Raw genomic sequence first — 26,550 nt, forward strand, 5'->3', positions numbered from 1 at the left:
GCAGCCGGGATGCAGCGGGCCCGATCGGGGCCGGCGAACGTCCGGGATCGGCTCGTGGCGTCCGATCCCGGACTGATCCGGCTGCTGTCCGCGCTGAGCACGGTCTGCGCGGTCCTGTTGACGCTCGGTGTCCTCGCGGCGCTGCGTGCCCCCATACCGGTCCTGGTGACGGGTGCCCTCACCGCGATCGTCAGCACGGTGGCGGTCACCGAGCCCCGGCCGCGCGACCAGCTGCTGACCCTCGCGGCCGGATTGCCCATCGCGCTGGCGACCATGGCGGTCGGCAGCGCGCTGACGCCGTACCGGGTCGTGGCGGACGTGGTGTTCGTGCTGTTGATCTTTGCCGCCATCTACATCCGGCGGCTGGGCTCGCGTGCGACCACGCTGGGCATCATCGCCTTCCAACTCTTCTTCGTGACCCAGTTCGCCGAGACCCGCGTGGAGCAATTGCCGCAGCTGTTCCTGGCCGTGCTGGTGGCCTTCGGCAGCTCGGCGCTGGTCCGGTTCGCCGTCCTGCGCTCGCCGCCGGAGCGGACGCTGGCACGGCTGCAGCGGGCCTTCCGGCTGCGTCTGGTGCTGGTGCTCGACGCGCTGATCGAGGTGGCCGAGGGCGGACCGGAGGCGCCGCGGGCCGAGCGGCAGGTCGACGATCTGCGCCGGTACGCGGCCCGCCTGCACACGGCCGCGTTGATGATCCAGACCCGGCTGGCAACCGGCACGCCCGACGAGCGCACCGCCACCGCGATCCAGCGCCGCGTGGCGGAAGCGGAGACGGCCGTGGAACGGCTGGCCGTCCTCGTGCTGCGGGTCCTGTGGCCCGCTGCCGACGTCGACACCCTGACCCGGCACCTGACCAGGATCGGCCGCGCCGGATCCTCCATCGACGCCCGCGACGCGGCGATGCTGCCCGCGCTGGTCTCGGAACTGCGTGCGCTGCGCGTGGTGATCGGACCGGGTCGGCCGCGGCCGGAGGGCGCCGATCCCGCCGAGGTGCGCAACCGCCTGCTCGGCTACCGCAACGACGAGCACCTGCCCGACGCGTCGCCGGCGATGCGGGACGTCTTCCGCTCCGCCGGGGACTTCGCCCGCGCCCTGTTCGGCCTGAGCCTGGCCGTCGACGGGGACACCTCGGCATCCCAGGACACCGCCGAGGCGGCACGGTCGAGGGAGGAGCTCACGGCAGAGGACTCCGGCCTGGCGAAGGACGTCGTACCGAAGCCGGAGGGCCCCCGCATCCGCCCCACCACCAGGACCGCGCTGCAGGTCGCGACCGGATCGGCGCTGGCCGTCGTCGGCGGTGAGCTGCTGTCGCCGCAACGCTGGTACTGGGCGGTGTTCACGTGCTGGGTGGTGTTCATCAGCACCGCCTCCACCGGCGAGATCCTGGTCAGAGGGTACCGGCGGCTGATCGGCACGGTGGTGGGCGTCGTCGCCGGGCTCGCCCTCGCCGCCCTGATCGGCGACGACCCCCCGCTGGCCTTCGCGCTCGTGGTCCTCAGCGTGTTCGGCATGTACTACACGACCGCGGTGTCCTACACGCTGATGTCCTTCTTCGTCACCACGATGATCGGCATGCTGTACACGCTGCTCCACGCCCTCACCCCGGGCGTGCTGGTGGTGCGCATCGAGGAGACCGCGTTCGGGATCGCGTGCGGGCTGGCCGCCGCTCTGCTCGTGCTGCCGGTGCGGACCCGCGAACGCACGGACCAGTTGCTGCGCGACGTGCTGGAACGCCTTCGCGCGGTGCTGTCGCAGTCGCTGGCCCGTCTGGGCGGCGAGGCCGGCCGGGATCTGCTGGTGCCGGCCCGTGCGCTGGATTCGGCCCTGGACAGCCTGCGTCTGTCGGTGCAGCCGCTGATCACCCCGATCAGCCCGTTGCGGTCCCGGCGGCGCACCGCGCTCTGCGTGCTGGGGTTGCTGGAGACGGCGGCCTTCCACACCCGTAGCCTGGCCGCCACCGTGGAAGCCATGCCGGCCGGTGTCCGCGTCAGCCCCGATCCGTGCCTCGTGGACGAGGCCGGCCGGATCGACCGGAACCTCGCGAAGCTGATCGGCCAGGTGGCTGCTCGATGCGAGGAGGACACCTCGATCGAGGGCGGTTCCGGCGTTCCCACCCACCTCGGAGAGGGTTTCGCCGGGGCGCGTGCCGAGGACGTCCACGCGACGCGGCGGGTGGTACGGCACCTGCAACGCGTGGACGAGAGCATCCAGGGCCTTGCCCGAACCCTCAAGGTGCCCGTCCGCTACAACTCGTAGCGCAGGTACCGGCAGGCTCCGCAGGTGTGCGTGCTCCCCCATAGGGCAGCCGAGGGCCATGGACAGGTCTGATCGAGACCGCCCACCCGAAAGGAGACGCGCATGAAGCGCGACGAGACGCCCGAAGCGGAGCGTACGGCCCCGCCGCCGAAGGACCAGCAGGATCTGCAGCAGGCCCGCGGGCGCGAACCCGACGCCGCGGAACGGAGGCGGCCGGACAAGGACGTTCCCGACGCGCCGCGCGACCTTACGCCGCAGGAACCCCCTGATTGACGATCGGGCGGGCCGGGTGACGCGAGGTGATCCCGGACGCCGGGAGGGGGGACCCGGCGTCCGGGGCATTCACCCACCATGCGGCTGCCTCACCGCACGATCCGGCTGCCCCGGATTCGCCGTCCCACACCCCGCTGGGGGCCGCCGCGCCGTGCAGGTGCGGGGGGCGACAGCCCGCTGGGCCGCTCAGGCGGACATCCGCCCGAACGGCCCAGGGAGGCGGGCTCGCGTCAGGAACGGCCGCGGCCGGTGATGAAGTCGCGTGCCCGGTCCACCAGTCCGGTCCCCGGTGCCAGGAGCTTGTTGCCGGGCGGGGTGTCCGGGGCGCTGGGGTGCGGGCGGGTCGGGGCGACCTTCTTGGCCCGGCGGACCTGGTCCCCGAGCTCGTTGAGCTGCTCGGGAGTGCAGGCCTGCGCCAGGCCCGGGAAGAGCTGCTGCTCCTCCTCCCTGACGTGCTCGGTGACATCGGTGATCAACTTTCCCACCATTTCGTCGAACCGGGCGTCGTCGATGTCGACGTCCTCCAGGTCCTTGAGGACCTGTTCGACCTCGGCGTGCTCCTGGATCTCCGTGTCGGCCAGGGCGTCCCCGCCGGGCAGGTGCTTCCGGACGGCCGGGTAGAGGTACATCTCCTCGGCCACCGAGTGGCGTACGAGCTCGATGGTGACCTCGTCGAGCACGTTCCGGCGTTCCTTGTCACCCGCGGGCAGGGCCCGCAGACGGGCGAAGTACTCCTCCACCTCGCGGTGGTCGGCTGTGAGCTCTGCGATCACGTTTCCGCCGTGTCCCATCACATGACTCCCTTCCGGGTCGGTGTGCGGTCGACGGTCTTCTCCGGGGCTGCTTCCCGGTCCCACGGAGGACACGCCCCCTTTGTCAGCCAATCGATCGCTACGCCGTGTAGGGCGCGGGTCGCCGGGTAGCAGCCTGCACTGGGGCGATGATTCGCTTCCGGAGAAGGTGATGCGTGATGGCCGGGACCACCGGACCCCGGGACCGTACGAAGGACAAGGCGACGGTCAAGGCCTTGCTGGACAGCGAGGGTCACACCTATGCCGAGGACGCCGGCATCAAGCTGAAGAACACCCCGCAGCCGCTCTACCAGGCGCTGGTGGCAGCCTGCCTGCTCAGCGCCCGGATCAAGGCGTCCGTGGCCACCGACGCGGCGTACGAGCTCTTTGCAGCGGGCATGCGCGACCCGCGCCGGATGCGCGACGCCACCTGGCAGCAGCGGGTCGACGCGCTGGGCAGGGGACACTACCGGCGCTACGACGAACGGACGGCGACGCAGCTCGGGGACGGGGCGGAGCTGCTCCTTGACCGCTACGGCGGCGACCTGCGCCGGTTGCGGGACGAGGCGGACGGCGACCCGGACGAGATCCGGCGCGCTCTGCGCCAGGTTCCCGGGCTCGGACCGGTCGGCGTGGAGATCTTCCTGCGGGAGGTGCAGGCGGTTTGGCCGGAGACGGGCCCCCTGTTCGACGACAAGGCCCTGCAGGGCGCCAAGCGGCTCGGCCTTCCGGCTCGGCCGGAAGAGCTGGCGGCCCTGGTGCCCAAAGCCGTCCACGCGGTCTTCGCTGCGGCCCTGGTGCGGGCGGCGCTCGACCGCCACGTGGCCGAGGAGGTCGCCGCCGCCCAGCCCTGAGCGGGAGTTTCCAGCGGCGAGCTTGCCACTTCCCGGTCGGGGGGCGGCATGATGCCGGGATCGGGGGCTCGCTGTGCACGACGCCCCTGGCGTGACGAGGTGACCGCGGCCGTGGCCCTCGCCGCGCTCACCGTCCGCCGGCTGAGGGACCGTTACACGACCCGCCTGCGCCGACCGGTCCGCCGCAAGGGCGAGGTCGGCCACGCGGCGGCGAGCAAGGTGACGACCCACGTGGCCGCACCGACCCACACCAGTGGGGCGTCCTTGGTCAGCGTCGCCGACAGCAGCAGGGCCAGGGTCGTGCCGGCGAGGAAGGTCACCAGCAGGGCGCGCGGCCACCGCGCGAACCGCGCCGCGATCTCCCGCAGGGGCGTATGGACGCGCATGGTGCGCAGTCGCCGGGCGAGCGCCCGGTCCTCATGGCGGAGCAGGCGCTCGATTCCGTCGAGAGCCATGCGTTCCCGGACGGTGGGCCGGCAGTCCTCCCTCATCGGCGTCTCCTGGAGGCGTGGGCCGGGCTGCTCCGGCCATCTCTGCCCCGCGTGTACCCCGTTGTGCGGCCGGGACCGCCGCCGTGGAAGGAATGACCTGATACGACCGGTGGCGCACGACGGACGGGGCCCCGCCGCGATGCGCGGCGGGCCCCCGGCGTGCTGCGGGCGAGCGTCAGGTCACCATCGGTACCAGCGGCGGCGCCCGCCGCCCTCGGCGGCCCGGAACACGAACCCGAGCAGCCACACCACCAGCACGATGATGGCGATCCACCACAGGGCCTTGAGGGCGAACCCGGCGCCGAACAGGATCAGGGCCAGCAGCAGGACGAGAAGCAAAGGAACCATGTCGTCAACCTCCTGACCCCGCGTCTGCCCTGGTGTTCCGTCACCATGCCCCACAGTGCCGCGGCGGCCGCCCGGAAGGACTGTCGGACCGGGGCGGCATAATCCGGCCATGAGCCTCACCACGCGCCAACTGACCCTCGCCACCCTGGACCGTCAGCTCCTGCTCGAACGCCGGCGCATCGACGTGGCCGAGGCGGTCCGCCGGGTCTGCGCGCTGCAGGCACAGACCCCGGCCTCCCCGTACCTGGCGCTGTGGAACCGGGTGCGGGACTTCGCGCCCGAGGACCTCGACGCGGCGTTCGAGGACCGGCGGATAGTCAAGGCGACCCTGATGCGGATCACGCTGCACGCCGTCCACGCCGAGGACCATGCCGCCTACCACGCCGCGATGGTGGGCACGCTGCGGGCGTCACGGCTGTACGACCGCCGCTTCACCTCGACCGGGCTGGACCCCGCCGACGCCGACGCGTTGCTTCCCGAACTCGCCGGGTTCCTCGACCGGCCCCGCACCGGCGCCGAGGTCGAGGACGAGGTCACCGGACGCTTCGGCGAGCACGCCCACCGGGTGTGGTGGGCGCTGCGCACGTACGCGCCCGTGCATCACGCGCCGGCCGGCGGTGCCTGGTCGTTCACCCTGCCGAACACCTACCGCGCCTCCGCGGCGGTCCCCGCGCCCGAGCCCGAGCAGACCGGCGCCGGGGTGCGGCGACTGCTCCTCGCCTACCTGGGCGCGTTCGGGCCCGCCTCGCCTCAGGACTTCGCACGCTTCACCCTGCTGCAGCGCTCCGTCATCACCCGGGCGCTGGACGGGCTCGGCGACCAGGTGGTGCAGTTGGCGGGACCGGGCCGCGCCGCCCTGTACGACCTCGCCGACGCCACCGTCCCCGATGAGGACACACCAGCGCCGCCCAGGCTGCTCCCCATGTGGGACAGCATCCTGCTGGCCCACACCGGCGCCGGGCGGGTCGTGCCCGAGGAGTACCGGCCGGTGATCGCGCGGCGCAACGGCGACACGCTGCCGTGCCTGCTCGTCGACGGGCAGGTCGCCGGCGTGTGGCGCGCGACCGGCGACGGCCTGGAGCTGACCGCCTTCCGCAAGCTCGGCAAGGCCGCCTGGCAGGGGCTGGTGGAGGAGGCGGCGAAGCTGTGGACTCTGCTCGCCGACCGCGACCCGGCCGTCTACCGGCGTTACGCACACTGGTGGGACAAGGGGTTCCCCGGCGTCGAGAGCCGCTTCGTCAAGGCCTGAACGTGCCGCGGCGACGTCGTGGTCGCAGGCCCACCCCGGCACCCGGACAGCCCTCGGCGGGGCGCCGTGCCGCGGCGCCCCGCCGGGCCGGGTTCAGGTGGACAGCAGGCGGTTGAAGAAGGACCGGTAACGCCGGAGCGCTGTGCGCAGGTCCTCCGTGTTCACCTGCTCGCCACGGGTCCACTGGCCTTCCAGGTCCCCCTTGTGCTGGGCGAACGTCGATGCCAGCTTCTGCATGACGTCGGCCACCAACTCATCGGCGGCGTGCACGGCATCGCGGGGGTCGTCGACGAACTCGCTCTGGATCCGCTGCCAACGGTCGCGGAAGTTCTCCTGGTCCTGAGAACCCAGCAACTGCGGGGCCTCATCCGAGGCGGTCTCCTGGACAGGAGTGCCCGCCATGTCCTCCGGGGGCGGTCCGCCCCGGGTTCCGGTGCTCTCGCCTGGGTACTCCGGTGCCCGGGAGGCCGCTTCCGGGCGGTCCTGCTCGGGGCCGGCGGGTGCGTGGGTCTCTGCGAGGTCTTCGGTGGCCAGACCGCTTCCGCGGGAGGCACGCTCGCGTTCCATAGTTCTCCGCCTCTCCAGATGGGGTGTTCCGGGACGGGTCCTTCGTTCAGGCCCGGGCGTGGCGCCGCCCACCGCCGTCGGTGAGCAGTTCGTCGAACAGGGCGCGGTAGTGGACCATCGCGCCGCGCAGCTGTTCGGTCGTGGCCTCGTGCCGGGTGCTGAGGTCGTTGACCTCGTGGGCCGCCCGGTAGTGGTCCAGGGTCCGGCCGTGCTCCACCGACAGGTCCTTGACCTGCTGGTCGAAGTTCTCGGTCGGGTAGCCGCGGTCGCGCATCAGGGAGCCCACCAGGCTGTCGGCGTCGTGGACGGCGTCCTCGGGCCGGTCGACGAACTCCTCCTGGACGCTGGTCCACTCCCGCGCGTAGCGGTCACGGATACCGCTCGGCAGCGGCTTGATGTCCAGCGAGTCGTGACGCTTGGTGCGTGCGGCGAGGTCCCGCTCGGCGTCCTTGCGGCTGTCGGCGCCTTCCACCGTCCGGTCGTACTCCGGGCCGAACCGTTCCTTCAGGCGCCGGTGGCGCATGAAGAGGGTGGACGCCACCGCGATCAGGGCGAGTATCACCACCACGGGGATGATGATCGCCAGAAGTGTCCCTGTTGACATGGGGTCGACTCCCTAGCACTTACGGGAACCCCCCCTCAGGCTGACGCCTGCCCTGGCGCCGGTATCCAAAACGCCACTTGTACGGGCATTCGTCACGTATGACGCCAGTGGCTCCTCAAGCCGTACCGTGCTCCGCGCGCAAGTGCTCGACGACCGGGGTGAGGGCTTTGCGGAGGGCCGCCTGGTCCTCGGCGGGGAGCAGGTCGATGAAGTGCTCCCGTACGGCGGCGACGTGGTGCGGGGCGACCTTGCGCATGGTCTCCCAGCCTTCGTCCGTGAGGACGGCGAACAGCCCGCGCCGGTCGGACTCGCAGTTCTCGCGGCGGACCAGGCCCGCGGTCTCCATCCGGCTGATCTGGTGGGACAGCCGGCTCTTGGACTGCAGGGTGGCGCGGGCCAGGTCGCTCATCCGCATGCGGTGCTCGGGCGACTCCGAGAGGTTCACCAGGATCTCGTAGTCGTTGATGGTGAGGTCGAACGGCTCCAGGTCGCGTCCGAGCTGGTGGAGCAGCAGCGTGCCGACCTCCAGATAGGTGCGCCAGGCGCGCTGCTCGTCAGCGGTCAGCCATTCGTCGCTCTTGCCCTTCGCCATTTCCCCATCATATCGAGGGCTGCAATTCTGCTTGAAAGCTCCACATTTTAGCCATTGCGATTGACCCGAATGCATCACTCAACTGTGATCGATCTTCACCGCGAGTACGCTCCGTCGACAGGGATGCAGCCACAACAGGAGCGTTGACCATGCCCGAGATGCGCCTTGCATGCCGCAGTCCTGAAGCGGCAGCCGCCGTGGTGGCGGTGGGCAGTTGCCCCGGCGATCCGCAGCACACCGTGAAGCAGGACGGGGCCGACGTCGTCATCGGGTATTCCGACTCACTGTGGCCCCTGGATGTCGCGGAATGGGCGGCGCTCGAAGGCCACGCCAGCGACCGCGCCGCTGCCCGGGTGATGATCTCTCTGTAGAAGTCGGGCGTCAGCGAGTTCCGCAAGGGCGGGGAATCTGGTTCCGGGAAAACGACGAATCCGGCCTGCGTCCGCCTCACCAAGGCCTGAAGGACACGGCGGATCAGGTGGAGCGCCCCGTGCGGCCGCGGCGGGTGAGGGCACGCTGCGCCCTGCTCAGCAGGCGGCTCGGCGAACGGGATCGCAGCGCGGCATGAGCGGCGTTGGCGCCCGGGGCGCCGTGCACGCCGCCGCCCGGATGGGCCCCCGCGGACGCCAGGAAGAGTCCCGCGATCGGTGTCTCCGGACGTCCCGTTCCCGGGAGGGGGCGGAAGACCAATTGCTGGTGCATGCCCGCGGTGCCGCCGTTGATGGCACCGCCGTGGAGGTTGGCGTCGTTCGCCTCGAGCTGGGGCGGGGCGAGTACACGGCGGGCGGCGACGAGTGAGCGGAAGCCGGGTGCGTACCGCTCGACCTGCGCTTCGACCCGGTCGGCCATCAGGTCCTGGTCGGTGCGGGTCCAGGTGCCGGTGATGCCCGCCCCGCCAGCGTCGCCGCGGACACGGTGGGGGAGGTGGGTGTACGCCCACGCGGATTGCGTACCGGACGGGGAACGCGACCCGTCTGCCGTGGTCATCTGCCCGAACAGGAGGAAGGGCCGCTCGGGCACCTGCCCCATGGCGATCTGCGCGGCGAACCGCGTCAGTTCGTCGACACCTTCGGCCAGGTGCACGGTGCCCGCCTGCGCCGCCGCGGACGACGACCACGGCACCGCGCCCTCCAGGGCCCAGTCCACCTTGAAGGTCGCGAAGTCCCACTGGAAGCGGCGCAGATCCTCCAGGACCCGGTCCGGGAGGTCGTCCCGGTTGAGCAGCTGTCCGTACAGCGCGGGCACGGACACGTCGGCCAGCACGGCGCGGCGTGCCGGCACCGCGTCGCCGTCGGCCGTACGGACCCCCACCGCCCGGCCGGAGCGCACCACGACCTCCGTCACCCGCGCTCCGCACCGCAGCGTCCCGCCGCGTCTGCGGAGCCGCCCGACGAGGGCGGCCGTGAGCGATCCGGCGCCGCCGACGGGCACGGGGAAACCGTACGTCTGCCCCAGCATGGCCATGAGCCAGCCGAATCCTCCGCTTCCCGCGGCCTCCGGGGCGAGATCGGCGTGGAGCGCGCAGCCGGCCAGCAGCAAGGGGCCCAACTCGCCCCGGAACTCCTCCTCGCCCAGACGGCGCACGGGAAGCACCAGGGTGCGTGCCATGCGCAGCCCACCGCCCGCGCGCAGCCGTGCCGCGAGCCGCAGGCCCGGACGTACCGGAGGGAAGGGCGTGAACAGGGCATCGACGAGGTCGTCGCCGAGGCGCCCCCAGATCGCGCACAGCCGGTGCCATGCCGCGCCGTCGCCGGCGGTCTCCGCGTCGAGGACCGCGGCCGTGTCGATGGCACGCCGGTGCAGCACCGCGCAGCGGCCGTCGAGCAGCGGATGGGCGACGACGGCCGGCGCGTGGCTCCAGCGCAGGCCTTCACGGTGCAGGTCGAGCCCGCGGATGACCGGCGAGGCGGCCGTGAGCGGGTAGAAGGAGCTGAACAGGTCGTGGATGTACTCGGGATGGACGTCCCGCCCGGAGCGGACTCCGCCGCCGGGCTCGTCCTGGGCTTCGAGTACCTCCACGCTCCATCCCGCGTCGGCCAGCAGGTTGGCGGCGACCAGGCCGTTGGGGCCCGCGCCGATCACGACCGCGTCCGCCATGGGTGCCTCCCGTCGTCGGCGCCGTTCAGCCGCCGTCCGTGCCTTCGCGTGCCGCGTCGGCCTCCACGGCGTCGGCCAGCCGGCTGAGCATGCTGCGGTGCCGGACCTGGAGCAGCGCGTCCAGCGCGGCATTGTGGAACAGGCCGCCGGGGCCACGCAGCGGATGCTCGTCGACGATGACCAGCGTGTCCTTGCCCCAGGGGCGCAGGTCGATGGCGATCCGCGCGGAGCCGAGCCATCCGCTGAAGGCCTCCAGTTCCAGCTGCCGCGGGGGCCGGCAGATCCGTACGAGCGTCTCGCCGGTCAGCTTCACCGGGCCCAGCGGCACGGTGTACTCGATGCTGGAACCGACCGCCGGCCAGTCTCCTTCGCCGCGCCGGGACGACGACGGACCTACGACCCAGTCCCCGTAACGCGTGCCGTCGGCCAGGACGGCCCACACGTCCTCCGGCGCGCCGCGGACCAGCCTGTGCCGAACTGCCATGAGTACCTCCGGTGACCTTCGTGTTCACCGCCCGCCTGTTCTTCTGCCCTCGGTTACGGTCGTTATAGGCGTGTTTGCGGAGTTTCCTCGTCGCAGCGGGAGGACCAAGGTGACGGGCTCCCTGCCCTTGCTGGGACGTACGGCCGTGGTCACCGGCGCCGCCCGGGGCATCGGGCGGGCGGTGGCGCACCTCCTCGCGGCCCGCGGCGCCCGTGTCGCGCTGCTTGGACTGGAACCTGGGGAATTGGAGTCGGCGGCCGCCGACGTGCCCGGTCCGGCGCGGGCCTGGCCCCTCGATGTCACGGACGAGGCCGCCCAGCGCCGCACTGCCGACGAGGTGACGGAGCAGTTCGGGCCGGCCTCCGTGGTCGTCGCGAACGCCGGGATCGCCTCCGTGGGCCCCTTCGGCGAGTCCTCCATGGCGACCTGGCGCAGGATCGTCGAGGTCAACCTCGTCGGAAGTGCTCTGACCGCGCGGGCCTTCCTCCCGCAACTGCTGACCACCCGCGGCTACTACCTGCAGGTCTCCTCGCTCGCGGCGATCGGCGCCGCCCCGTTGATGTCCGCCTACTGCGCCTCCAAGTCGGGAGTCGAGGCCTTCACGCACTCCCTGCGCGCCGAGGTGGCCCACCGTGGCGTCGCCGTGGGCGTCGCCTACCTGAGCTGGACGGACACCGAGATGATCCGCGATGCCCGGTACGACGCGCCCCTGCGCGAACTGAGGGCCCTCATGCCCTGGCCGGCGAGCCGTACCTACCCCGCCGAGGACACGGCGGAGCGGCTCGTGCGGGGCATCGAACGCCGCGCGCCCGCCGTTTACGTACAGCCCTGGCTGCGCGGTGCCCAAGCGGTGCGCACGCTTCTGCCGGGCGTGGTCGCCTGGCGGGCCCGGCACGCGATGGGCGCCTTGGAACGGCGGGACGGCATCGCCGGGGACGGAGCACGGTGACCTCGTGTCCGGGAGGCGTCGGGCGGCAGGGCCCGGCCCCGCAGCGTGGGGGCCGGCGCACCGGGCCGCCACGCCGGTGCGGGGAGTACGTTGAAGACGACAAGACGAGCGAGAACACCATGGCCGACTCGGACACCCCCCACCCTCCCGAACTCCTTGCGGATGAGATCCAGCGAGAAGTGAAGCCCGGGACGGCAGTGCTGAGGCTGGAGACGACCCCCGACCGCCAGGGCATCCTCGACGGTGCGTGGTGGCCGCGCTCCCGCGACATCGCCTCGGAGCTTCCCAGCCTGATCACCGAGTTGGTCCGCCACCTGGGTCCCATCACGCGCGTCGGCCTGGACGCGAGCGCCTGGGACGAACTCCCCACGCGCCTGACCATCGACGACCGGGTCGTGCACATCGACTCTTTCGCCGTCGGTGACGACACGGTCCTGATCACCCGCGGCGACCGGGACCACTTCTCCCTGCTGGTGGTTCCGCCACAGGCGACCCCCGATGCGGCACGCGCCGCGATGGCCAAGGCGGTGGCGGCCGGCAACGTCCAGGGGGCCGAACAGATCCTCATCGAGACGGGCACCCCTCCGCGCCGGTCGTGACGGGGGTCTCGGCGAAGCGGCGCGTCCCCTCCGCCCCACGCGCGATGACCCGCGCTCCCGCACCCTGGTGCGGGAGCGTCGCGCAACCGCCAACACAACGGCCCCGGCGCATTCACACGCCAGGGCCGCCCTTCCAAACTGCCGCACGTGAGAGTGCGCCAGTTCACTGTCCATGCTACTGCTGCCGGGCTCTCGACGCTGAGGCAGGGAAACCGGGAGAGCCATCTCCCGCGGACGAGGGGTGCCGTCGCGGACGCCAGGGGGAAAGCCCCCAACAGGGCCCGGACCGGCGCTATGTCGCCGGTCCGGGCCCCGCGGTGAAGCCGGGCGGGACGGGTTCGCCCGCCCCAGCCGCCTGCCGGCCCGAACGGGTACGGGCCGGTACATCACCCCCAGGCGGTTGCCGGCGGCCAGTCGGCCCGGCGGGCCCGGGCGGTGTCCGCTCGTCTGCGGGTCTCCGCCGCTTCGCCTGTGTCATTGCGGCCCGACGCCGGCCGAGCCGGAATCTCCCCCTCGTGGGGACGGCCGGTGGGGGCCGGGTGGCCCGTGCCCGCTCCGGACTGGAACGACTCCACGGTTCCGGGGCCCTGCGTGGTGTCGACCGTGAGGTGCAGGCGGGTGCCGCCTTCGGGGGTTGCCGGGTAGCTGCGCTGTTCCGTCCCCGCGAAGTGCCTCCGGAGCGTTTCGGCGACCCGGCGGGCGGCCTCGGGGGACGCGGCGATGATGCGGACCTCGGCGAGCGCGGTCCGGGGCGGCGTGGCCGTCTGCACGGTGTGCGCCGCGGACGGCGGGCGGTCCACAACGGTGACCCGACGAGGCGAGGCCAGCAGCCGTGCGGGTCGGCCCGCACTCGCTGCCGTCGAACCTGTTGATCGCAGCAGACGACGGCTTCCGTCTCGCGGCTCTTTCAGCATCGTCCCTGCCGGTGAGTTCGCGGAATCGCCCGCGCTTTCCTCCGGGACGGCGACGGTCCGGCGACGACGGTACGGAAGGAGATCGCCGTAGCGGAAGGCGGCGATCCGCTGGTCGTGGCGGTCGTTGAGCGCATGGATCAGGAAGGTGCCCACGGCGATCATCGCGAGGAGCACGGCCAGGCTGACGAGGATGGTCATCACGTCCACATCCCCTCAGTGCGGACCGGCCCCGCGGCCGCGTCGGCCGCCGACGCGGCTCCGCCTTCCGACTCCCAGTCCGCTTCTTCTTCGCGGTCGGTTCCCCTGGCCCGGATGGGTTCGTCGTCCGCCATGATGCCGCTCGCGGTGTGCCGGCACCGAGGGTCGGCCGCGGCTGCCATCAGCCGGGTCGCTGCGGCCAGATCACATTCCGGCGGAATGACCAGCAAGTCGAGGCGGCCGGTGGTGTAGGAGAGCAACAGCAGTTTGTTCGCGTCCTGTTCGGTGAACCAGCCGACGTGGACGACATGTCCCGAGACGGGCACCTTGCGCGGGATCACGGGCCAGAGCGAGGGGTGCACCGCGACTCGGGTCACGCGCGCCCAGCAGCGGTCCAGCGTGTCGATCAGGGCCGGGAGTTCACGCGTGAGATCGCGAGAACGAGGCCACCAGGCTCCGTCCAGCAGTCCCCGGGTGCCGGCATCGGCCGGCTTGAGTGCCAGCCGAGGCGGCGGTATCGGTGGTGAAGAGTCCTGCCCATCAGCGATGAATGGGCGATCGAGGACGGTGTTCATGACACGGACCTGACTCCGGGGAGCGTTCCCGCTTGCCCGAGATGGTCGTTCGCCGGGAACGACACCGGCATGAGGGCCCGTGTGCGAAATGCTCCTGGTTCTCTCATCGTACTCCGGCGAGGACCCGACGGGGCCGTGGTTCAGCGACCGGCAGTGCCGTGATGCCCCGCGGGCGGCTCCCTGGAAGACTCGTCCCACGTACTCGGGGCCATGCGACGGAAGCGAACGGCCATGGACCGGTACCTGGCGGAGATCCTTCGGGCGCACGGCGGCGGTGACCGCTACGCGCGGTTCGGCGAGGTCCGCGCGACGATCGTCACCGGCGGCGAGCTGTGGGCGCTGAAGGGCGTCCCGCAGGACCCGGCGCCCCGCGACATGACCGTGTGGCTCCACGAGGAGCGGGCGTCCCTGCGCCCCTATGGCGCGCCGGACCAGCGGACCGACTTCACCCCCGGCCGTGTCGCGATCGAGAAGCCCGACGGCACGGTCGTCGCCGAGCGCGGCGACCCCCGGTCCCACTTCGCGGGGCACACGATGACCACCCCCTGGGACGCGCTGGACCGCGCCTACTTCAACGGCTACGCCCTGTGGACCTACCTGACCACCCCCTTCCTGCTCGCCGGTCCGGGGGTCACCGTCACCGGCATCGGGACGTGGCGCGAGGAGGACGAGACATGGCGGGGCCTGCGCGCCACGTTCCCCGAGGACGTGGCCACCCACTCCCGCGAGCAGGACTTCTACTTCGACGACGCCCTCCGGCTGCGCCGCTACGACTACCACGTGGAGATCGCGGGCGGCTTCGCGTGCGCGCAGTACGTCTACGACTACGTGGAGGCCCAGGGGCTGCGGATGCCCTCGAAGCGCCGGGTGCACCTCCGCGCCGAGGACGGCAGCCCGCGGCGCGACACGTTGCTCGTCTCGATCGACGTCAGCGACGTGCACTACGTGTGAGGCTCAGGGGGCGAGCGTGAGCGTCGCCGGCGTCCCCCTCGCCAGCATCTTGGTGTAGGGACACAGGGAGTCCGCCCGCCTCAGCAGGGGAGCGGCGGTCGCCGCGTCCGTCCCCGGCCAGGTGATCAGCAAGTCCGCCCGCACCAGATAGCCTCCGTCCAGGGGGTCCCGGCCGAAGGCGACGGAGGCCTCCACCGCGATCGTCGCGGGGTTCCGGCCGGCCTGCCGGGCGACCAGGCTGAGGGCGCCGTGGAAGCAGGCCGCGAGCCCGGCGGCGAACAGCTGTTCCGGATTCGTGCCGCCGCTCTCCCCGCCGAGTTCGGGGGGCAGCCGCAGCACGAGGTCGAGCATCCCGTCGGACGACCGGGCCCGTCCCGATGCCCGTCCGTGGCTCACCTCGCCGCCGCTGACGGTCACGGACGTCGTGTAGATGGGGGAGAAGGCCGTGCCGTCGTAGTCCTTCGCCGTGGACAGCCCGGGCCACTGGGCCGGCTCGCTCACCGCGGTGCCTCTCTCCGGAGCCGGCTCCCGCACGGTGCGGGCGCCTTTCCGCCGCACATGACTGTGGTCTGCATGGTCCGCCCTTCGTCATCCCGGGAGAGGCCCGGACCCGATCACCGACTCTGACCAATCAGCTGATCAACTTGTGACACGCCGGAGGTGAATCCCGCGTGAACTCGCCCGCGGGCCCGAGCGATTGGCGCCCGGGTGGTCCGCCGGGCACCCAAGCGCGGCATATCGGGCGTCACAGCCACCTCGATCCACTGGTCTCCATGAAGAGTCCCGGCCCGTCCCCACCAGGAGGTCTTCATGAATTGGCGTTACGACGCTGCGTGCCGCGAGGAGGATCCGGAGCTGTTCTTCCCCATCAGCGGCAGCGGCCCGGGAATGGCGCAGATCCAGGAGGCCAAGGCCGTGTGCCTGCGGTGCCCCGTCACGGCGCAGTGCCTGCGGTCGGCGCTGGCGGCCGGCCGTCTCGACGGGATCTGGGGCGGCACCACGGAGGACGAACGGCGGAGGATGCAGCGCCGCGACTACGTCGAGCGCTGGCGGAAGACGCGGCAGGCCACCGTCTGATCCGGGTCGGACGAGTTCCAGCCCGCCGTCCACCGTGACGACCTGGCCGGTGAGGTGCGTCCTCACCGGGTCGGCGAACCGCACGATCCCCGACCGGGACGTCCAGGCGCCCCCACCGCTCCGCGGCCGCGGCGACGGCCGTACCGGCAGCGGTGGCGATCGCGACGCGCCCCGAGAGGCACAGGTCTGCAGAACCGCTCATGGGCTTCCCTTCGTCGATGTTCGCCATACGTCGAACAATACGGGTCGGGGATGGATGGCACTCCCGGGGGCGGATGGGATCCATGTCACATATGCGGTGGATGTCCTGTCGTACCCGGAAAGCCGGAACGTGGCGCAGCGCCGCACACGGGCGCGACCGCGCGGCCACGCAATGCCCCCGCACGGAAAGGCAGCGCATGATCCCCTCCCTTCCGCTCCGCACCCGCCTCGCCCCCCGCTCACGGGGGCCGGGGATACGGCCCGCCGTCGCGCTCCTCCTCCTCGCCGCCGTGAGCGTCCTGGACGGGTTGTGCGCACCGGCCGTCGGCTGGGCGACGACGCTCGTGGCCGCCTCGGCGGCGGCGACGTTCGCCGGCGCATCGGTGACGGCAGGAGCCGCCCTCATCGTCGCCGCGGCCGGGATCGGCCTGGTCGTCAGCCCCACCGGGGTTCCGCCGGTCACCACCTCGCAGGACGCCGCCGTGCTCGTGCTGTCCGTGGTCGCCGTCGTGTTCTGCGTCCGGCAGGAGCACCACCAGCTGGAACTGACCGCCGTACGGGCGGTCTCCGAGATCGCGCAGCGAGTCGTCCTGCGCCCGCTCCCCGACCGGATCGGCCCGCTGCGCGTCGCCGCCGCCTACCAGGCCTCCGACGCCCACACCACCGTCGGCGGCGACCTCTACGCGGCCGCCCGCGTCCCCGGAGCGACGCGGATGCTGATCGGCGACGTCCGCGGCAAGGGCCTGCAAGGGATCCACGAAGTGGCGGCCGCCGTCGGCGCGTTCAGGGAGGCGGCACCCCGCTGCGCCACCCTGTGCGAAGTGGCCGCGCACCTGGAGGGCAGCATGCGCACCCACCTGGAGGAGTTCGAGGAGAGCCACCACGACGCCGCCGAACGCTTCGTCACCGCGCTGGTGTTGGAGATACCCGACGACCGGCGGGTCATCCGCGCGGTCAACTGCGGCCACCCCGCGCCCCTCGTCTCCGGTGGCGGGCGCGTCACCCTCCTGGCGCCCCGACGCAGCGGGCCGCCCCTCGGTCTGGGCGGCCTGGCTCCCCACGACCACCACGAGGACACCTTCCCCTTCGCCCCCGGGGACGTCCTCCTGCTCTACACCGACGGCGTCACCGAAGCCCGGGACCCGGCGGGCACCTTCTACCCCCTTCAGGACCGGGTCGCCTCCTGGGCGGGCGACGGGCCCGGAGGCCTCGTGCGGCACGTACGGGAAGACTTGTGCCGGCACCTCAGGGGCCCGCTGAGCGACGACGTCGCCATCGTCGCCCTCCAGCGGGTTCCCGTCCCCGCGCAGGCGACCGCCCCCGGGGCGTTGGCCGGGCGGGTTCCGGGCGGACCGCCGCCGGGCGCGGCGGGGAGTTCCCGTCCGCCGCCCCTTCGGGTGATCGCGGCCTGCACGCCCTGACACCGCCTGCCCGCCACACCGTGCGGCGCGGTCCGGTGTGCCCTCGGGCGGCCTCCGCGGCAGACCAGGCGCGTCGAGTGCCGCGAAGGTACGTTAAGCACGTAGGGGCATTCACCGGTCATACGCATCGGGAGATGGGCAAAGCCATGAAAATCGCAGTCATCGGCGGAACCGGGCTCATCGGCTCGCAGGTCGTGAAGGACCTCAATGCGGCCGGCCGGGAGGCCGTGCCGCACTCCCTGTCCACCGGCGTGGACCTCCTGAGCGGCGAGGGCGTCGTAGAGGCCGTCGCGGGCGCGGACGTCGTCGTCAACCTCACGAACTCGCCGACCTTCGACGAGGCCTCGCCCGCGTTCTTCCAGACGTCGATGGACAACCTGATCGCCGCCTGTGAGAAGGGCGGCGTCGGTCACATGGTCATCCTCTCCATCGTGGGCGTCGACCAGGTGCCGGAGCTGGACTACTACCGGGCGAAGGTGCTGCAGGAGGACATCCTCAAGGCGAGTTCGATCCCGTACTCCATCGTCCGTGCCACGCAGTTCATGGAGTTCATGGACGCGACGATGTCCTGGACCACCGACGGCGACACCGTCCGGCTGCCGCACACCCCGCTCCAGCCGATCGCCGCCGCCGACGTCGCGCGGATGGTCGCCGAGGTCGCCTCGGGTCCCCCGCTCAACGGGACCGTGGACATCGCCGGGCCCGATGTCTTCTCCCTCGACGAGATCGGCCGGATCACCATCGCCGCCAAGGGCGACGGGCGTTCCGTCGTCGTCGACGACACCGCGGGCATGTTCGCCGTCCCCCAGGGCGACGTCCTCGTCGGTGGGCGAGCCGCCCGCATCGCCCCCACCCACTACCGGGACTGGCTGTCCTGACCGACGGGCGCGTCCCGACCGCGGACGACGCCGACCGAGGACGACGCAGTGGATGAAGCCGACGACCTCCAGGAAGCACAGGAGGAGTTCCAGGCCGCCCGTGGCAGCCTGTTCGGCATCGCCTACCGGATGCTCGGCAGCGTGAGCGAGGCCGAGGACATCCTGCAGGAGGCGTGGATCCGCTGGCAGACCTACGACCGCTCCAAGGTGGAGAACCCCCCGGCGTTCCTCGCGACGACGGTCACCAGGCTCGCCATCAACGTGCTGCAGTCGGCCCGGGCCCGGCGTGAGACCTACGTCGGACCCTGGCTGCCGGAGCCGGTCGACACCGAGAGCGATCCCGCGCTGGGAGCCGTGAACGGGGAGGCGCTGGAGGTCGCGGTGCTGATGCTCCTGGAGAAGCTCACGCCCGCCGAACGCGCCGCCTACGTGCTCCGGGAGGCCTTCGAGTACCCCTACGCGCAGATCGCGGAGATCATCGGACAGTCCAACGCCAACGCGCGCCAACTGGTGAGCCGGGCGCGCAAGCACCTGGCGGCGGAGAAGCGGGCCAGTGTCGTGACCGCCGACCGCCAGCGCTTCCTGACGGCGTTCGTGGCGGCCGCGAAGGCCGGGGAGGTGGGCGTGCTGGAGGACATGTTCGCCGAGGACGTCGTCTCGTACTCCGACGGAGGAGGCGAGGTCCGTGCCTCGAAGTTCCCCGTCGTCGGCCGTCAGCGGGTGGCCAAGTACATCCACGCCTTCGCCGACCGGTTCTGGGTCGGCGCCACCGTGGAGCCCGTCCAGGTGAACGGCGGGCCCGCCATGAAGCTGTCCCGCGACGGCACGGTCTACGCCGTCCTGACGTTGAGCGTCACACCGGAGGGCATCGACCGGGTGATGTGGATGATGAGCCCGACGAAACTCGCCGTCCTGGACAAGTGAGTGCACGGACCCCCGGCACCGCCCAGGGGGTGCGGCGCCGGGGGAGCGGCCCGGTCAGTCGACGAAGTACGAGTCGTGCTTGTCCAGGAACGCGGCGCGTTCCTCCGCCGTGGCGTTGCCCATCTGCGAGATCTGCTCGAAGTACTCCTCACGCGGTGCGCCCGGCGTGAAGAGCAGCAGCATCTCCGCCGGGGCGTCCGAGTCGTTGCGGAAGGCGTGCAGCCCGCCCTGCGGGACGTGCAGGAAGTCGCCTTCCTGCGCGTCCACCCACTTCTCGCCGTTGTAGAGGCGGACGGTGCCGTTGAGGATGAAGAAGGACTCCGAGATGGTCCGGTGGAAGTGCGTCTTGGGACCGCCCGCGTTCGCCCTCATCATGACGCGGTAGAGCCCGTACTCGCCCCGCGTCATGTCCGTTGTCGCCAGGTAGTGGATGCCGTCCCCGGCCTGGCCGACGTTCGGAGGGGCGCTCGCCGGGCGGAAGTTGGCGTTGACCTCCCCGCTGTCCCCGAAGTACACCTGCTTTGGGTATGACATGCCTACCATCCCTCGCTCGCGTCGTGTGCGCCGTGGCGCACCGGCGGGGCGTGTGCCGGCCGCTCCGGTCGGCCGTCCATGACCACGCCCCTCTCGGGGAGACCGGGTTGCCCGCGCGTGTGTGACAGTTCCGTGGCGTCAGGAGACGGCGACGACGCCCACCGCGGCCAGGCCGTTGTCCGCGCGCAGGAGGATGTCGTAGAGGTAGGTGTCGCCCGCGCGGGGCGTGAGGACCTGCCGGCCACCGGAGGGCAGGGTCCCGGTGACCATCTCGTGTCTCTCGCCGGGCTCCGATCCGCTGACGGCCACGAGCCTGACCGACGTCCTCCCGATGTTCTCCAGCGTAACGGAGCGGGTCCTCGGACACGTACCGGTGGGCTCGTCGGCGCAATGGAAGCGCACGTCGCCGAAGTCGGTCAGGCCGCAGGAGACGTCGGTGGCGAAGCTGAAGTGGGCGGAGCAGACGGCACCCCCGCGCAGGGCCGTCGCGGGCGGCGAGGTGTGGGCGTCGTCGGGGGGAGGGTCGTCCGTGCACGCCGTGGCGAACGGCGCGAGCGCGACGGTGCTGACGAGTACGGCGGACAGGAGTGCTGTGCGCACGTGGAGCTCCAGAAGAAGGAAGGCGGAGGGGGGCGCGCGTGGCGTCGCCGTGGACGTCAGCCCGGGCCGGCTGACGTCGAGTCCTCAGGAACGTAGCAGACAGTGTTGATCCGTCCGGCGAGCGGAGGGGCTGCGGACGGCCCTCCAAACGGTCGTTCTGGTAGGAAATCCCCCGATACATCCCTGCCGTGATCACAGTGTTCACCACTGAGCGGACATGCTCTGTCACACCGACAGGGCCTGCGCTGTCTTATTGGTGACGGAGAGAAACAGAGGGAATCATGCGCGAGATCCTGATCGTCGGCGGCGGCTACGCGGGCTTCTACACGGCCTGGGGCCTCGAGAAGACGCTGCGGCCCGGGGAGGCGCGGGTCACCGTCGTCGACCCGCGTCCCTACATGACGTACCAGCCGTTCCTGCCGGAGGTGACCGCCGGTTCGGTGGAGGCACGCCACGCCGCCGTGTCGATGCGGCGGCACCTGCACAAGTCCCGGCTGGTCGCGGGCAGCGTGACCGGGATCCGCCACGCCGACCGCACGGTGACCGTCCGGCCCGTGAAGGGGGAGGAGTACGAACTCCGGTACGACACCCTCGTCGTCACCGCGGGAGCCGTGACCCGTACCTTCCCCATCCCGGGCCTGGCCCGGCACGCCATCGGCCTGAAGCACGTCGAGGAGGCGGTCGCCATCCGCGACCGGCTGCTGACGGCGTTCGACCAGGCCGCCTCGCTGCCCCCGGGGCCCGAGCGGCGGAAGCTGCTCACCGTCACCTTCGTGGGCGGGGGGTTCTCCGGTGTCGAGGGCTTCGGTGAGCTGCTGTCGCTGGCGACCGCGATGCTCAAGTCCTACCCGGAACTGAGCCTGGAGGAGCTGTCGTTCCACCTGGTGGAGGCGCGGGGGCGCATCCTGCCCGAGGTGAGCGACGGGCCCGGGGCCTGGGTCGTGCGCCACCTGGAACGCCGCGGCGGGCATGTGCACCTGAACACCCAACTGGTCTCCGCCGAGGACGGGCACGTCGTGCTGTCCAGCGGGGAGGAGTTCGACTCGGAACTCATCGTCTGGACCGCCGGCAACGCCTCGAACCCCGTGGTGCACAACCACACCGACCTGCCGGTCGACGAGCGCGGCCTGCTCGTCGTGCGGCCGGACCTCCGGGTGGGTACGGACGCCGAGCCGGTGCCGGACGTGTGGGCGGCCGGGGACGACGCGGCCGTGCCCGACCTGGCCTCGCCCGTGCCGGGGGCGCACACGGTGCCGAACGCCCAGCACGCGGTCCGGCAGGGCAAGCGTCTGGCCAAGAACATCGTCGCGAGCCTGCGCGGCGGCAGGGTCCGGGACTACCGCCACAGCAGCCTCGGCGTGGTCGCCACGCTGGGCCTGGGACGCGGCATCTTCCAGTACAAGGCCATCGTCATCAAGGGGTTCCCGGCCTGGCTGATGCACCGCGGCTACCACGTGCTCGCGGTGCCCACGTGGGAGCGGAAGGTCCGGGTGCTCACCGTCTGGCTCACCGCCGCCCTGTTCGGCCGGGACCTCGTCTCCCTCGCCTCCGTGCAGCACCCGCGGGACGCGTTCGTCACGAGCGCCACCCCCCGGCGTCCCGCGGAGCCGCGGGCGGGCGACCACGCCGGAGTGTGAACGCCGGGAAGATGACGCCGAGCGGGCGGTGGAGCGCGCTCGACCGGCTCCACCGCCGCATCGAGAACTGCGTCGAGCGGGCGCTACACGGGCAACTGGGCGTGAGCGCACGGGAGTTCCACGCCCTGCGAGCCCTTCAGGAGAGCATCCGCGATGCCGAGGGCCAGCTCCACTTCGACGAACTGGCCGACGCGATCGGCCTGACCCAGTCCGCGACCAGTCGGCTGGTGACCCGGCTGCGCGACCGGGGATTGATCACGACGCGCACCTCGGCGTACGACCGGCGGAGCGTGGACGTGCACCTCACCCCGGTCGCGCAGGACGTGCTGAGGCTCGGGGTGCCGCTCCTGGAGCGCGCCGTCCACGACGTCGTGTCCGGCCTCCGCGCGGACGACACCGACGCCGACCTGATCCGCTACCTCCAGGGGCCCTCGTAGCCCCTGGAGGCGCGTGCGCCCTGACCGGCCCCGTCACTTTCCGTCACATCGGCGTGCGTGTATGCGGAACTTTCCACCACGGATGAATAACGTGTCACTCTTTCTCTGGCAACAGAGGGTCGAATCTGTGTGGTTTTTGGCGAAGTGCCGGACTCGACATCCCTTTTGTACTGTTTGTCCAGCGTATGATGTGAGGCAACGGTGGGTTGTGAGCCCGTGGAACACACCATGCGCTCCCCGCAAGCCTGTTGTTCCGGTGCCGGCGACGACTCTCTCCCGCCCTTTTCTGTCACATGATCGGGCCCTTTCCGGTCTATTCAGCGGACGTGAATGGAGAGATCGTGACGCTCGGTGATCGGAGATCGTGTAGTGGCCACCCATGTAATGCATCGTGTGACACCTTTGTGTCACACGGCCGGGGGCTGCCCGTAAATGACCTCTGACCGGCGGAACGCGGACGCCGAGCCGTCCCCCTCCGCACCGAGCCTCGACGAGGCGGCCTCCGCCTTCGTCGAACTCCAGCCACGCCTGTTCGGCATCGCGTACCGCGTGCTCGGCAGCGCCGCCGAGGCCGAGGACGTGGTGCAGGAGGTGTGGCTGCGCTGGCAACGGACCGACCGCTCCGCGGTGCTCAGCCCGGCCGCCTTCCTCTCGACCACGACGACCCGGCTGGCCATCAACGTCGCACAATCCGCCCGGGTGCGCCGGGAGACCTACATCGGACCCTGGCTGCCCGAGCCCGTGGACACGAGCGCGGATCCCGAGGCGGGCGTCCAGCGGACGGAGGCCGTGGAGTTCGCCCTGCTGCTGGTCCTGGAGCGGCTGAACCCCACGGAACGCGCGGCCTACGTCCTGCGTGAGGCGTTCGACTACGCCTATCCGGAGATCGCCGAGATACTCCAGCTCAGCATCGTCAACGTCCGCAAGATCGTCAGCCGGGCCCGCAAACACGTGGTGGAGAAGCCCCGTGAGACCGTCGACGCCGCGGAGCACCAGCGCCTCCTGGAGACCTTCGTCTCGGCGGCCCGGACGGGGAACCTCGCCCCGCTGGAAGCGCTCCTCGCCCCGGACGTCGCGGACCGCCTGGCGGAACGCGGCGGCCGGCACGGGGCGGCCCCCACGGTCCGCGAAGAGGTCTGCGCCGCCGGTCCGTCGCGGACGACGGACGCCGGCGCATGAAGGGTCGCGGAGCCGTCAGGGTCCGAGGGTGCCCACGGGGCGGGCCGGATGGTTCCAGGGCCGGAGCTTGTCGGGGTTGAGGACGACCCAGGCCTGCGAGACGCGGTGGTCGGCGACGTCCAGGCTGATGACCGCCACCACCTGGCCCTCGTAGCGGGCCACCAGACCGGTGCGGCCGTTCACGGAGTGGGCGGACAGGGCCACCCGCTGGCGGTGCGCGAGCAAGGTCAGCAGACTGCGCGCGACCGCCTCGGCGCCGTGCACCGGCCGGACCAGTGCCCGGATCTTCCCGCCACCGTCGAAGAACGCCGTGGCGTCCGGACACATCAGCGACGTCAGCCGCACCACGTCGCTGCCCACGCAGGCCGCGCGCACCGCGCGCGCCACCGCGTCCTGCTCCTGCGGCGTCACCGGATGCGACCGGCAGGCGCGGATCGTCAGCCGCGCACGATCGGCGAGCTCGGCGCATTCCGGCTCCGACCGCCCCACCACGTCCGCCACGGCGCCCAGCGTCATCCCGAAGCAGTCGTTGAGCACGAACGCCGCCCGCTCCACGGGCGACAGCGCGGCCAGGGCCGTCAGCAGGACCTCACCGATCTCCTGCTCCAGCTCGGCGCCCACGCCCGGCCGTTCCGTGTCCGCCACGGACGGGACGGTTCCCCCGGCGGACGTGGCCAGCCGCGCCAGGCAGATCGCGCCGACCGTCTTCACGAGCCACGCCCCGGGCGGATCGATCGACCGGCGGGCCGCCTCCGGCAGCTCGAACCACCGGCGGTAGGCCTCGTCGACGACCGCCTCGGCTTCCGCCGTGCCGCCCACCATCCACAACGCCACGTCCAGCAAGTGCCGACGTTCGTCCAGCAGCTCCGCGATCGGCACCGCATCACCGGAGAAATCCATGACCCCCGACCTCCCTCGCCCACCACACCGACATGGCACCGAATTCCGGTCCTAGTGGTGAGACCAGGTCCGTGCGGACCTTGTGACATTGAGCCCACGCGCCGGCCGCCGGCGGAGCTGTCCCCGCGCGGGTCCCCCCCCGTGAACAGGGTGCGAAACTCCCTTCCGCATTACCGCGCAGACGGCACACGTCACACTTTCGCCTCGTGATCGGTCGTATTGCCGGAAGGTGCACGAGAGTGCCGACCCGCGACCCGCCATGGGTGAAACATGAATGGTGACAGGAACATGGACGGTGACAGCCGGCCCGCCGATTCGGAACGACCGCCGGACCGGGGGGTGAAAGTCGCCGAATGGGTCGGCGAACGACTGGGCGTCGACAGACGTACCAGATCGTCCGGGATGCGGAAGGCATTCCCCAGCCATTGGTCCTTCATGCTGGGGGAGATATCCCTCTACAGCTTCTTCATCCTCGTCCTGACGGGGGTGTACCTGTCGCTGTACTTCCATCCGTCGATGACGCCGGTGGAATACCACGGCAGTTACGCACCGCTGCAGGGCCAAATGGTGTCCGAGGCCTTCGACTCGACGATGCGCATCTCCTTCGAGGTGCGCGGCGGCCTGCTGATCCGCCAGGCCCATCACTGGGCGGCGCTGATCTTCGTCGCCAGCATGTTCGCCCACATGCTCCGGGTGTTCTTCACCGGTGCGTTCCGCAAGCCGCGCGAGCTCAACTGGGTGCTCGGCTTCTCCCTGCTGGTCCTGGGCATGTTCGAGGGACTGACGGGCTACGACCTCCCGGACGACCTGCTCTCCGGGACCGGACTCATGGTCGTGAACGGCACCATCCTCTCGATACCGGTCGTCGGGACCTACCTGTCGATGTACCTCTTCGGGGGCGAGTACCCGGGCAAGGACCTGATCGCGCACTTCAACACGCTCCACGTCGTGGTGATCCCCGCCCTGATGGCCGGCATCCTCGTCGCCCACCTGGTCCTGGCGCGCCGTCACCGGCGCGCGCAGTACCCGGGGCCCGGACGTACCGAGCGGAACGTGGTCGGCCTGCCCTTCCGGGTGTACGCCGTGAAGTCGGGGGCGTACTTCCTCCTGGTCAGCGGGGTCGTCCTCATCATCGCGTCGACCACGCAGATCAACCCCATCTGGCTGTACGGCCCCTATAGGCCCGACCAGGTCACCGCCGGTTCACAGCCGGACTGGTACATGGGTGTGCTCGACGGTCTGCTGCGCGTCATGCCCGGCTGGGAGGTCGTCTTCCGGGGCCACACCCTGGCGCTGGACAACCTCGTGCCGCTGCTGGCGGGCGCCGGGCTCTTCCTCGCCCTGGGCGCCTACCCGTTCGTCGAGGCATGGGTCACCAAGGACGGCAACCGCGACCACCACCTCCTCGACCGGCCCCGCAACCGGCCGGTGCGCACCGCCCTGGGCGCGGCGTGGGTCAGCGTGTACGCGGTGGCGCTGCTGGGCGCGGCGAACGACGTGATCTCCATCCGCCTGCACATGTCGGTCAACGCCGTGACGTGGGCCGTCCGCATCGGCCTGTTCGTCGTGCCCTTCGTGGTGTACGTCGTGACCAAGCGCTGGGCGCTCGCCCTCCAGCGCAGCGACCGCGACAAAGTGCTGCACGGCCGCGAGACCGGGATCATCAAGCGCCTGCCGGACGGCGAGTACGTCGAGGTCCACCAACCGCTCGGCCGCGAGCAACTCCACCTCCTCACACAGCACGAGCAGTACGCGCCCATCCGCCTCTCCCCGGACGGCAGGGCCGGCCGTGTGGAGCGGCTGCGGGCCCTGCTCAGCCGGGGCCTGTACGGGAAGGGAACGCAGATTCCCAAGCCCACCGTGCGGGAATTCGAGGAGATCAACCACGACCACGCTGAGAAGAACATTATCCACTGAGGTGTCACATATTCATCCGGTCCTTTGTCATAAGGGCGAAGGAAGTGCACGAG

At 71.4% G+C, this 26,550-nt stretch carries 28 protein-coding genes and 2 pseudogenes; 16 read left to right on the forward strand and 14 right to left on the reverse strand.

What is annotated here, in order from left to right:
- The first annotated feature begins 9 nt into the window (after window positions 1-9).
- Together OG937_40330 and OG937_40335 are read left to right on the forward strand one after the other, a co-directional pair.
- Complete coding sequence (locus tag OG937_40330; GenBank protein ID WUD79028.1) at window positions 10-2,256, forward strand: FUSC family protein; 2,247 nt, start codon at window positions 10-12, stop codon at window positions 2,254-2,256.
- 102 nt (window positions 2,257-2,358) lie between these two features.
- A complete protein-coding gene (locus tag OG937_40335) occupies window positions 2,359-2,529 on the forward strand; it encodes a hypothetical protein (protein WUD77518.1) in 171 nt (56 codons plus the stop codon).
- Between the two features lie 230 nt (window positions 2,530-2,759).
- Here the strand turns inward: OG937_40335 and OG937_40340 are convergent, their stop codons facing one another.
- Window positions 2,760-3,320: a hemerythrin domain-containing protein gene (locus tag OG937_40340; protein ID WUD77519.1), complete on the reverse strand. Its 561-nt coding sequence runs from the start codon at window positions 3,318-3,320 to the stop codon at window positions 2,760-2,762.
- Between the two features lie 179 nt (window positions 3,321-3,499).
- Between OG937_40340 and OG937_40345 the strand changes: the two genes are divergently transcribed.
- On the forward strand, window positions 3,500-4,174 hold the full coding sequence (locus tag OG937_40345; GenBank protein WUD77520.1) for an endonuclease: 675 nt from the start codon (window positions 3,500-3,502) through the stop codon (window positions 4,172-4,174).
- 152 nt (window positions 4,175-4,326) lie between these two features.
- Here the strand turns inward: OG937_40345 and OG937_40350 are convergent, their stop codons facing one another.
- On the reverse strand, window positions 4,327-4,629 hold the full coding sequence (locus tag OG937_40350; protein ID WUD77521.1) for a DUF3040 domain-containing protein: 303 nt from the start codon (window positions 4,627-4,629) through the stop codon (window positions 4,327-4,329).
- Between the two features lie 216 nt (window positions 4,630-4,845).
- Entirely contained in the window at window positions 4,846-5,013 is a 168-nt protein-coding gene (locus OG937_40355; protein ID WUD77522.1) for a hydrophobic protein, read from the reverse strand.
- A 109-nt stretch (window positions 5,014-5,122) separates the two neighbouring features.
- Between OG937_40355 and OG937_40360 the strand changes: the two genes are divergently transcribed.
- Window positions 5,123-6,262, forward strand: a complete 1,140-nt coding sequence (locus OG937_40360; protein WUD77523.1) for a winged helix DNA-binding domain-containing protein — start codon at window positions 5,123-5,125, stop codon at window positions 6,260-6,262.
- A 93-nt stretch (window positions 6,263-6,355) separates the two neighbouring features.
- Here the strand turns inward: OG937_40360 and OG937_40365 are convergent, their stop codons facing one another.
- The 3 genes from OG937_40365 to OG937_40375 form a co-directional block, all read right to left on the reverse strand.
- On the reverse strand, window positions 6,356-6,829 hold the full coding sequence (locus tag OG937_40365; protein WUD77524.1) for a hypothetical protein: 474 nt from the start codon (window positions 6,827-6,829) through the stop codon (window positions 6,356-6,358).
- A 46-nt stretch (window positions 6,830-6,875) separates the two neighbouring features.
- A complete protein-coding gene (locus OG937_40370) occupies window positions 6,876-7,433 on the reverse strand; it encodes a hypothetical protein (GenBank protein WUD77525.1) in 558 nt (185 codons plus the stop codon).
- 115 nt (window positions 7,434-7,548) lie between these two features.
- The gene (locus OG937_40375; GenBank protein WUD77526.1) at window positions 7,549-8,025 is read right to left on the reverse strand and encodes a MarR family transcriptional regulator; all 477 of its coding nucleotides are present in this window, start codon (window positions 8,023-8,025) and stop codon (window positions 7,549-7,551) included.
- 149 nt (window positions 8,026-8,174) lie between these two features.
- Between OG937_40375 and OG937_40380 the strand changes: the two genes are divergently transcribed.
- Window positions 8,175-8,396 (forward strand): hypothetical protein, encoded by a 222-nt coding sequence (locus tag OG937_40380; protein WUD77527.1) that lies wholly within the window; start codon window positions 8,175-8,177, stop codon window positions 8,394-8,396.
- 103 nt (window positions 8,397-8,499) lie between these two features.
- Here the strand turns inward: OG937_40380 and OG937_40385 are convergent, their stop codons facing one another.
- Both OG937_40385 and OG937_40390 read right to left on the reverse strand, forming a co-directional pair.
- Window positions 8,500-10,122 carry an NAD(P)/FAD-dependent oxidoreductase gene (locus OG937_40385; protein WUD77528.1) on the reverse strand — a complete coding sequence of 541 codons (1,623 nt, stop codon included), beginning with the start codon at window positions 10,120-10,122 and terminating at the stop codon, window positions 8,500-8,502.
- A 25-nt stretch (window positions 10,123-10,147) separates the two neighbouring features.
- Window positions 10,148-10,606: an SRPBCC family protein gene (locus OG937_40390; GenBank protein ID WUD77529.1), complete on the reverse strand. Its 459-nt coding sequence runs from the start codon at window positions 10,604-10,606 to the stop codon at window positions 10,148-10,150.
- A 109-nt stretch (window positions 10,607-10,715) separates the two neighbouring features.
- Between OG937_40390 and OG937_40395 the strand changes: the two genes are divergently transcribed.
- Window positions 10,716-11,555, forward strand: a complete 840-nt coding sequence (locus OG937_40395; protein ID WUD77530.1) for an SDR family oxidoreductase — start codon at window positions 10,716-10,718, stop codon at window positions 11,553-11,555.
- 119 nt (window positions 11,556-11,674) lie between these two features.
- On the forward strand, window positions 11,675-12,154 hold the full coding sequence (locus tag OG937_40400; GenBank protein ID WUD77531.1) for a DUF5994 family protein: 480 nt from the start codon (window positions 11,675-11,677) through the stop codon (window positions 12,152-12,154).
- Window positions 12,155-12,744: 590 nt separating this feature from the next.
- On the opposite strand, the pseudogene OG937_40405 reads toward OG937_40400, so the two are convergent.
- Window positions 12,745-12,924: pseudogene (locus OG937_40405) on the reverse strand (hypothetical protein).
- Window positions 12,925-13,265: 341 nt separating this feature from the next.
- Window positions 13,266-13,841 (reverse strand): DUF5994 family protein, encoded by a 576-nt coding sequence (locus tag OG937_40410; GenBank protein WUD77532.1) that lies wholly within the window; start codon window positions 13,839-13,841, stop codon window positions 13,266-13,268.
- Between the two features lie 210 nt (window positions 13,842-14,051).
- Here OG937_40410 and OG937_40415 point away from each other — a divergent pair, with 210 nt between their 5' ends.
- A complete protein-coding gene (locus OG937_40415) occupies window positions 14,052-14,792 on the forward strand; it encodes a hypothetical protein (protein WUD77533.1) in 741 nt (246 codons plus the stop codon).
- Between the two features lie 3 nt (window positions 14,793-14,795).
- Here OG937_40415 and OG937_40420 read toward each other — a convergent pair whose 3' ends face one another.
- A complete protein-coding gene (locus tag OG937_40420; protein WUD77534.1) occupies window positions 14,796-15,293 on the reverse strand; it encodes an Ohr family peroxiredoxin in 498 nt (165 codons plus the stop codon).
- 309 nt (window positions 15,294-15,602) lie between these two features.
- Here OG937_40420 and OG937_40425 point away from each other — a divergent pair, with 309 nt between their 5' ends.
- From OG937_40425 to OG937_40440, 4 genes are all read left to right on the forward strand, one after another.
- Window positions 15,603-15,869: a WhiB family transcriptional regulator gene (locus OG937_40425; GenBank protein ID WUD77535.1), complete on the forward strand. Its 267-nt coding sequence runs from the start codon at window positions 15,603-15,605 to the stop codon at window positions 15,867-15,869.
- 398 nt (window positions 15,870-16,267) lie between these two features.
- Window positions 16,268-17,491, forward strand: coding sequence for a serine/threonine-protein phosphatase (locus OG937_40430; protein ID WUD77536.1), 1,224 nt, complete (start codon window positions 16,268-16,270; stop codon window positions 17,489-17,491).
- A 146-nt stretch (window positions 17,492-17,637) separates the two neighbouring features.
- Complete coding sequence (locus OG937_40435) at window positions 17,638-18,369, forward strand: NAD(P)H-binding protein (GenBank protein ID WUD77537.1); 732 nt, start codon at window positions 17,638-17,640, stop codon at window positions 18,367-18,369.
- 48 nt (window positions 18,370-18,417) lie between these two features.
- Complete coding sequence (locus OG937_40440) at window positions 18,418-19,293, forward strand: RNA polymerase sigma-70 factor (GenBank protein ID WUD77538.1); 876 nt, start codon at window positions 18,418-18,420, stop codon at window positions 19,291-19,293.
- A 54-nt stretch (window positions 19,294-19,347) separates the two neighbouring features.
- Here the strand turns inward: OG937_40440 and OG937_40445 are convergent, their stop codons facing one another.
- Window positions 19,348-19,827: a cupin domain-containing protein gene (locus tag OG937_40445; GenBank protein ID WUD77539.1), complete on the reverse strand. Its 480-nt coding sequence runs from the start codon at window positions 19,825-19,827 to the stop codon at window positions 19,348-19,350.
- Window positions 19,828-19,965: 138 nt separating this feature from the next.
- Window positions 19,966-20,427, reverse strand: a complete 462-nt coding sequence (locus OG937_40450; GenBank protein ID WUD77540.1) for a hypothetical protein — start codon at window positions 20,425-20,427, stop codon at window positions 19,966-19,968.
- Between the two features lie 281 nt (window positions 20,428-20,708).
- Between OG937_40450 and OG937_40455 the strand changes: the two genes are divergently transcribed.
- The 3 genes and pseudogenes from OG937_40455 to OG937_40465 all read left to right on the forward strand — a co-directional run bounded on the left by OG937_40455 (window position 20,709) and on the right by OG937_40465 (window position 23,617).
- Window positions 20,709-22,064 carry an NAD(P)/FAD-dependent oxidoreductase gene (locus tag OG937_40455; GenBank protein WUD77541.1) on the forward strand — a complete coding sequence of 452 codons (1,356 nt, stop codon included), beginning with the start codon at window positions 20,709-20,711 and terminating at the stop codon, window positions 22,062-22,064.
- An 11-nt stretch (window positions 22,065-22,075) separates the two neighbouring features.
- Window positions 22,076-22,501, forward strand: a complete 426-nt coding sequence (locus OG937_40460; protein WUD77542.1) for a MarR family transcriptional regulator — start codon at window positions 22,076-22,078, stop codon at window positions 22,499-22,501.
- A gap of 432 nt (window positions 22,502-22,933) precedes the next feature.
- Window positions 22,934-23,617, forward strand: a pseudogene (locus OG937_40465) (sigma-70 family RNA polymerase sigma factor).
- A gap of 78 nt (window positions 23,618-23,695) precedes the next feature.
- Here OG937_40465 and OG937_40470 read toward each other — a convergent pair.
- Entirely contained in the window at window positions 23,696-24,580 is an 885-nt protein-coding gene (locus OG937_40470) for an RNA polymerase subunit sigma (GenBank protein ID WUD77543.1), read from the reverse strand.
- A 288-nt stretch (window positions 24,581-24,868) separates the two neighbouring features.
- On the opposite strand from OG937_40470, the gene OG937_40475 reads away from it, so the two are divergent.
- Window positions 24,869-26,497 carry a ubiquinol-cytochrome c reductase cytochrome b subunit gene (locus OG937_40475; protein WUD77544.1) on the forward strand — a complete coding sequence of 543 codons (1,629 nt, stop codon included), beginning with the start codon at window positions 24,869-24,871 and terminating at the stop codon, window positions 26,495-26,497.
- Window positions 26,498-26,550: the final 53 nt, after the last annotated feature.

The sequence above is a fragment of the Streptomyces sp. NBC_00510 genome (assembly GCA_036013505.1).
In the GTDB taxonomy this organism is placed as follows: Bacteria; Actinomycetota; Actinomycetes; order Streptomycetales; family Streptomycetaceae; genus Actinacidiphila.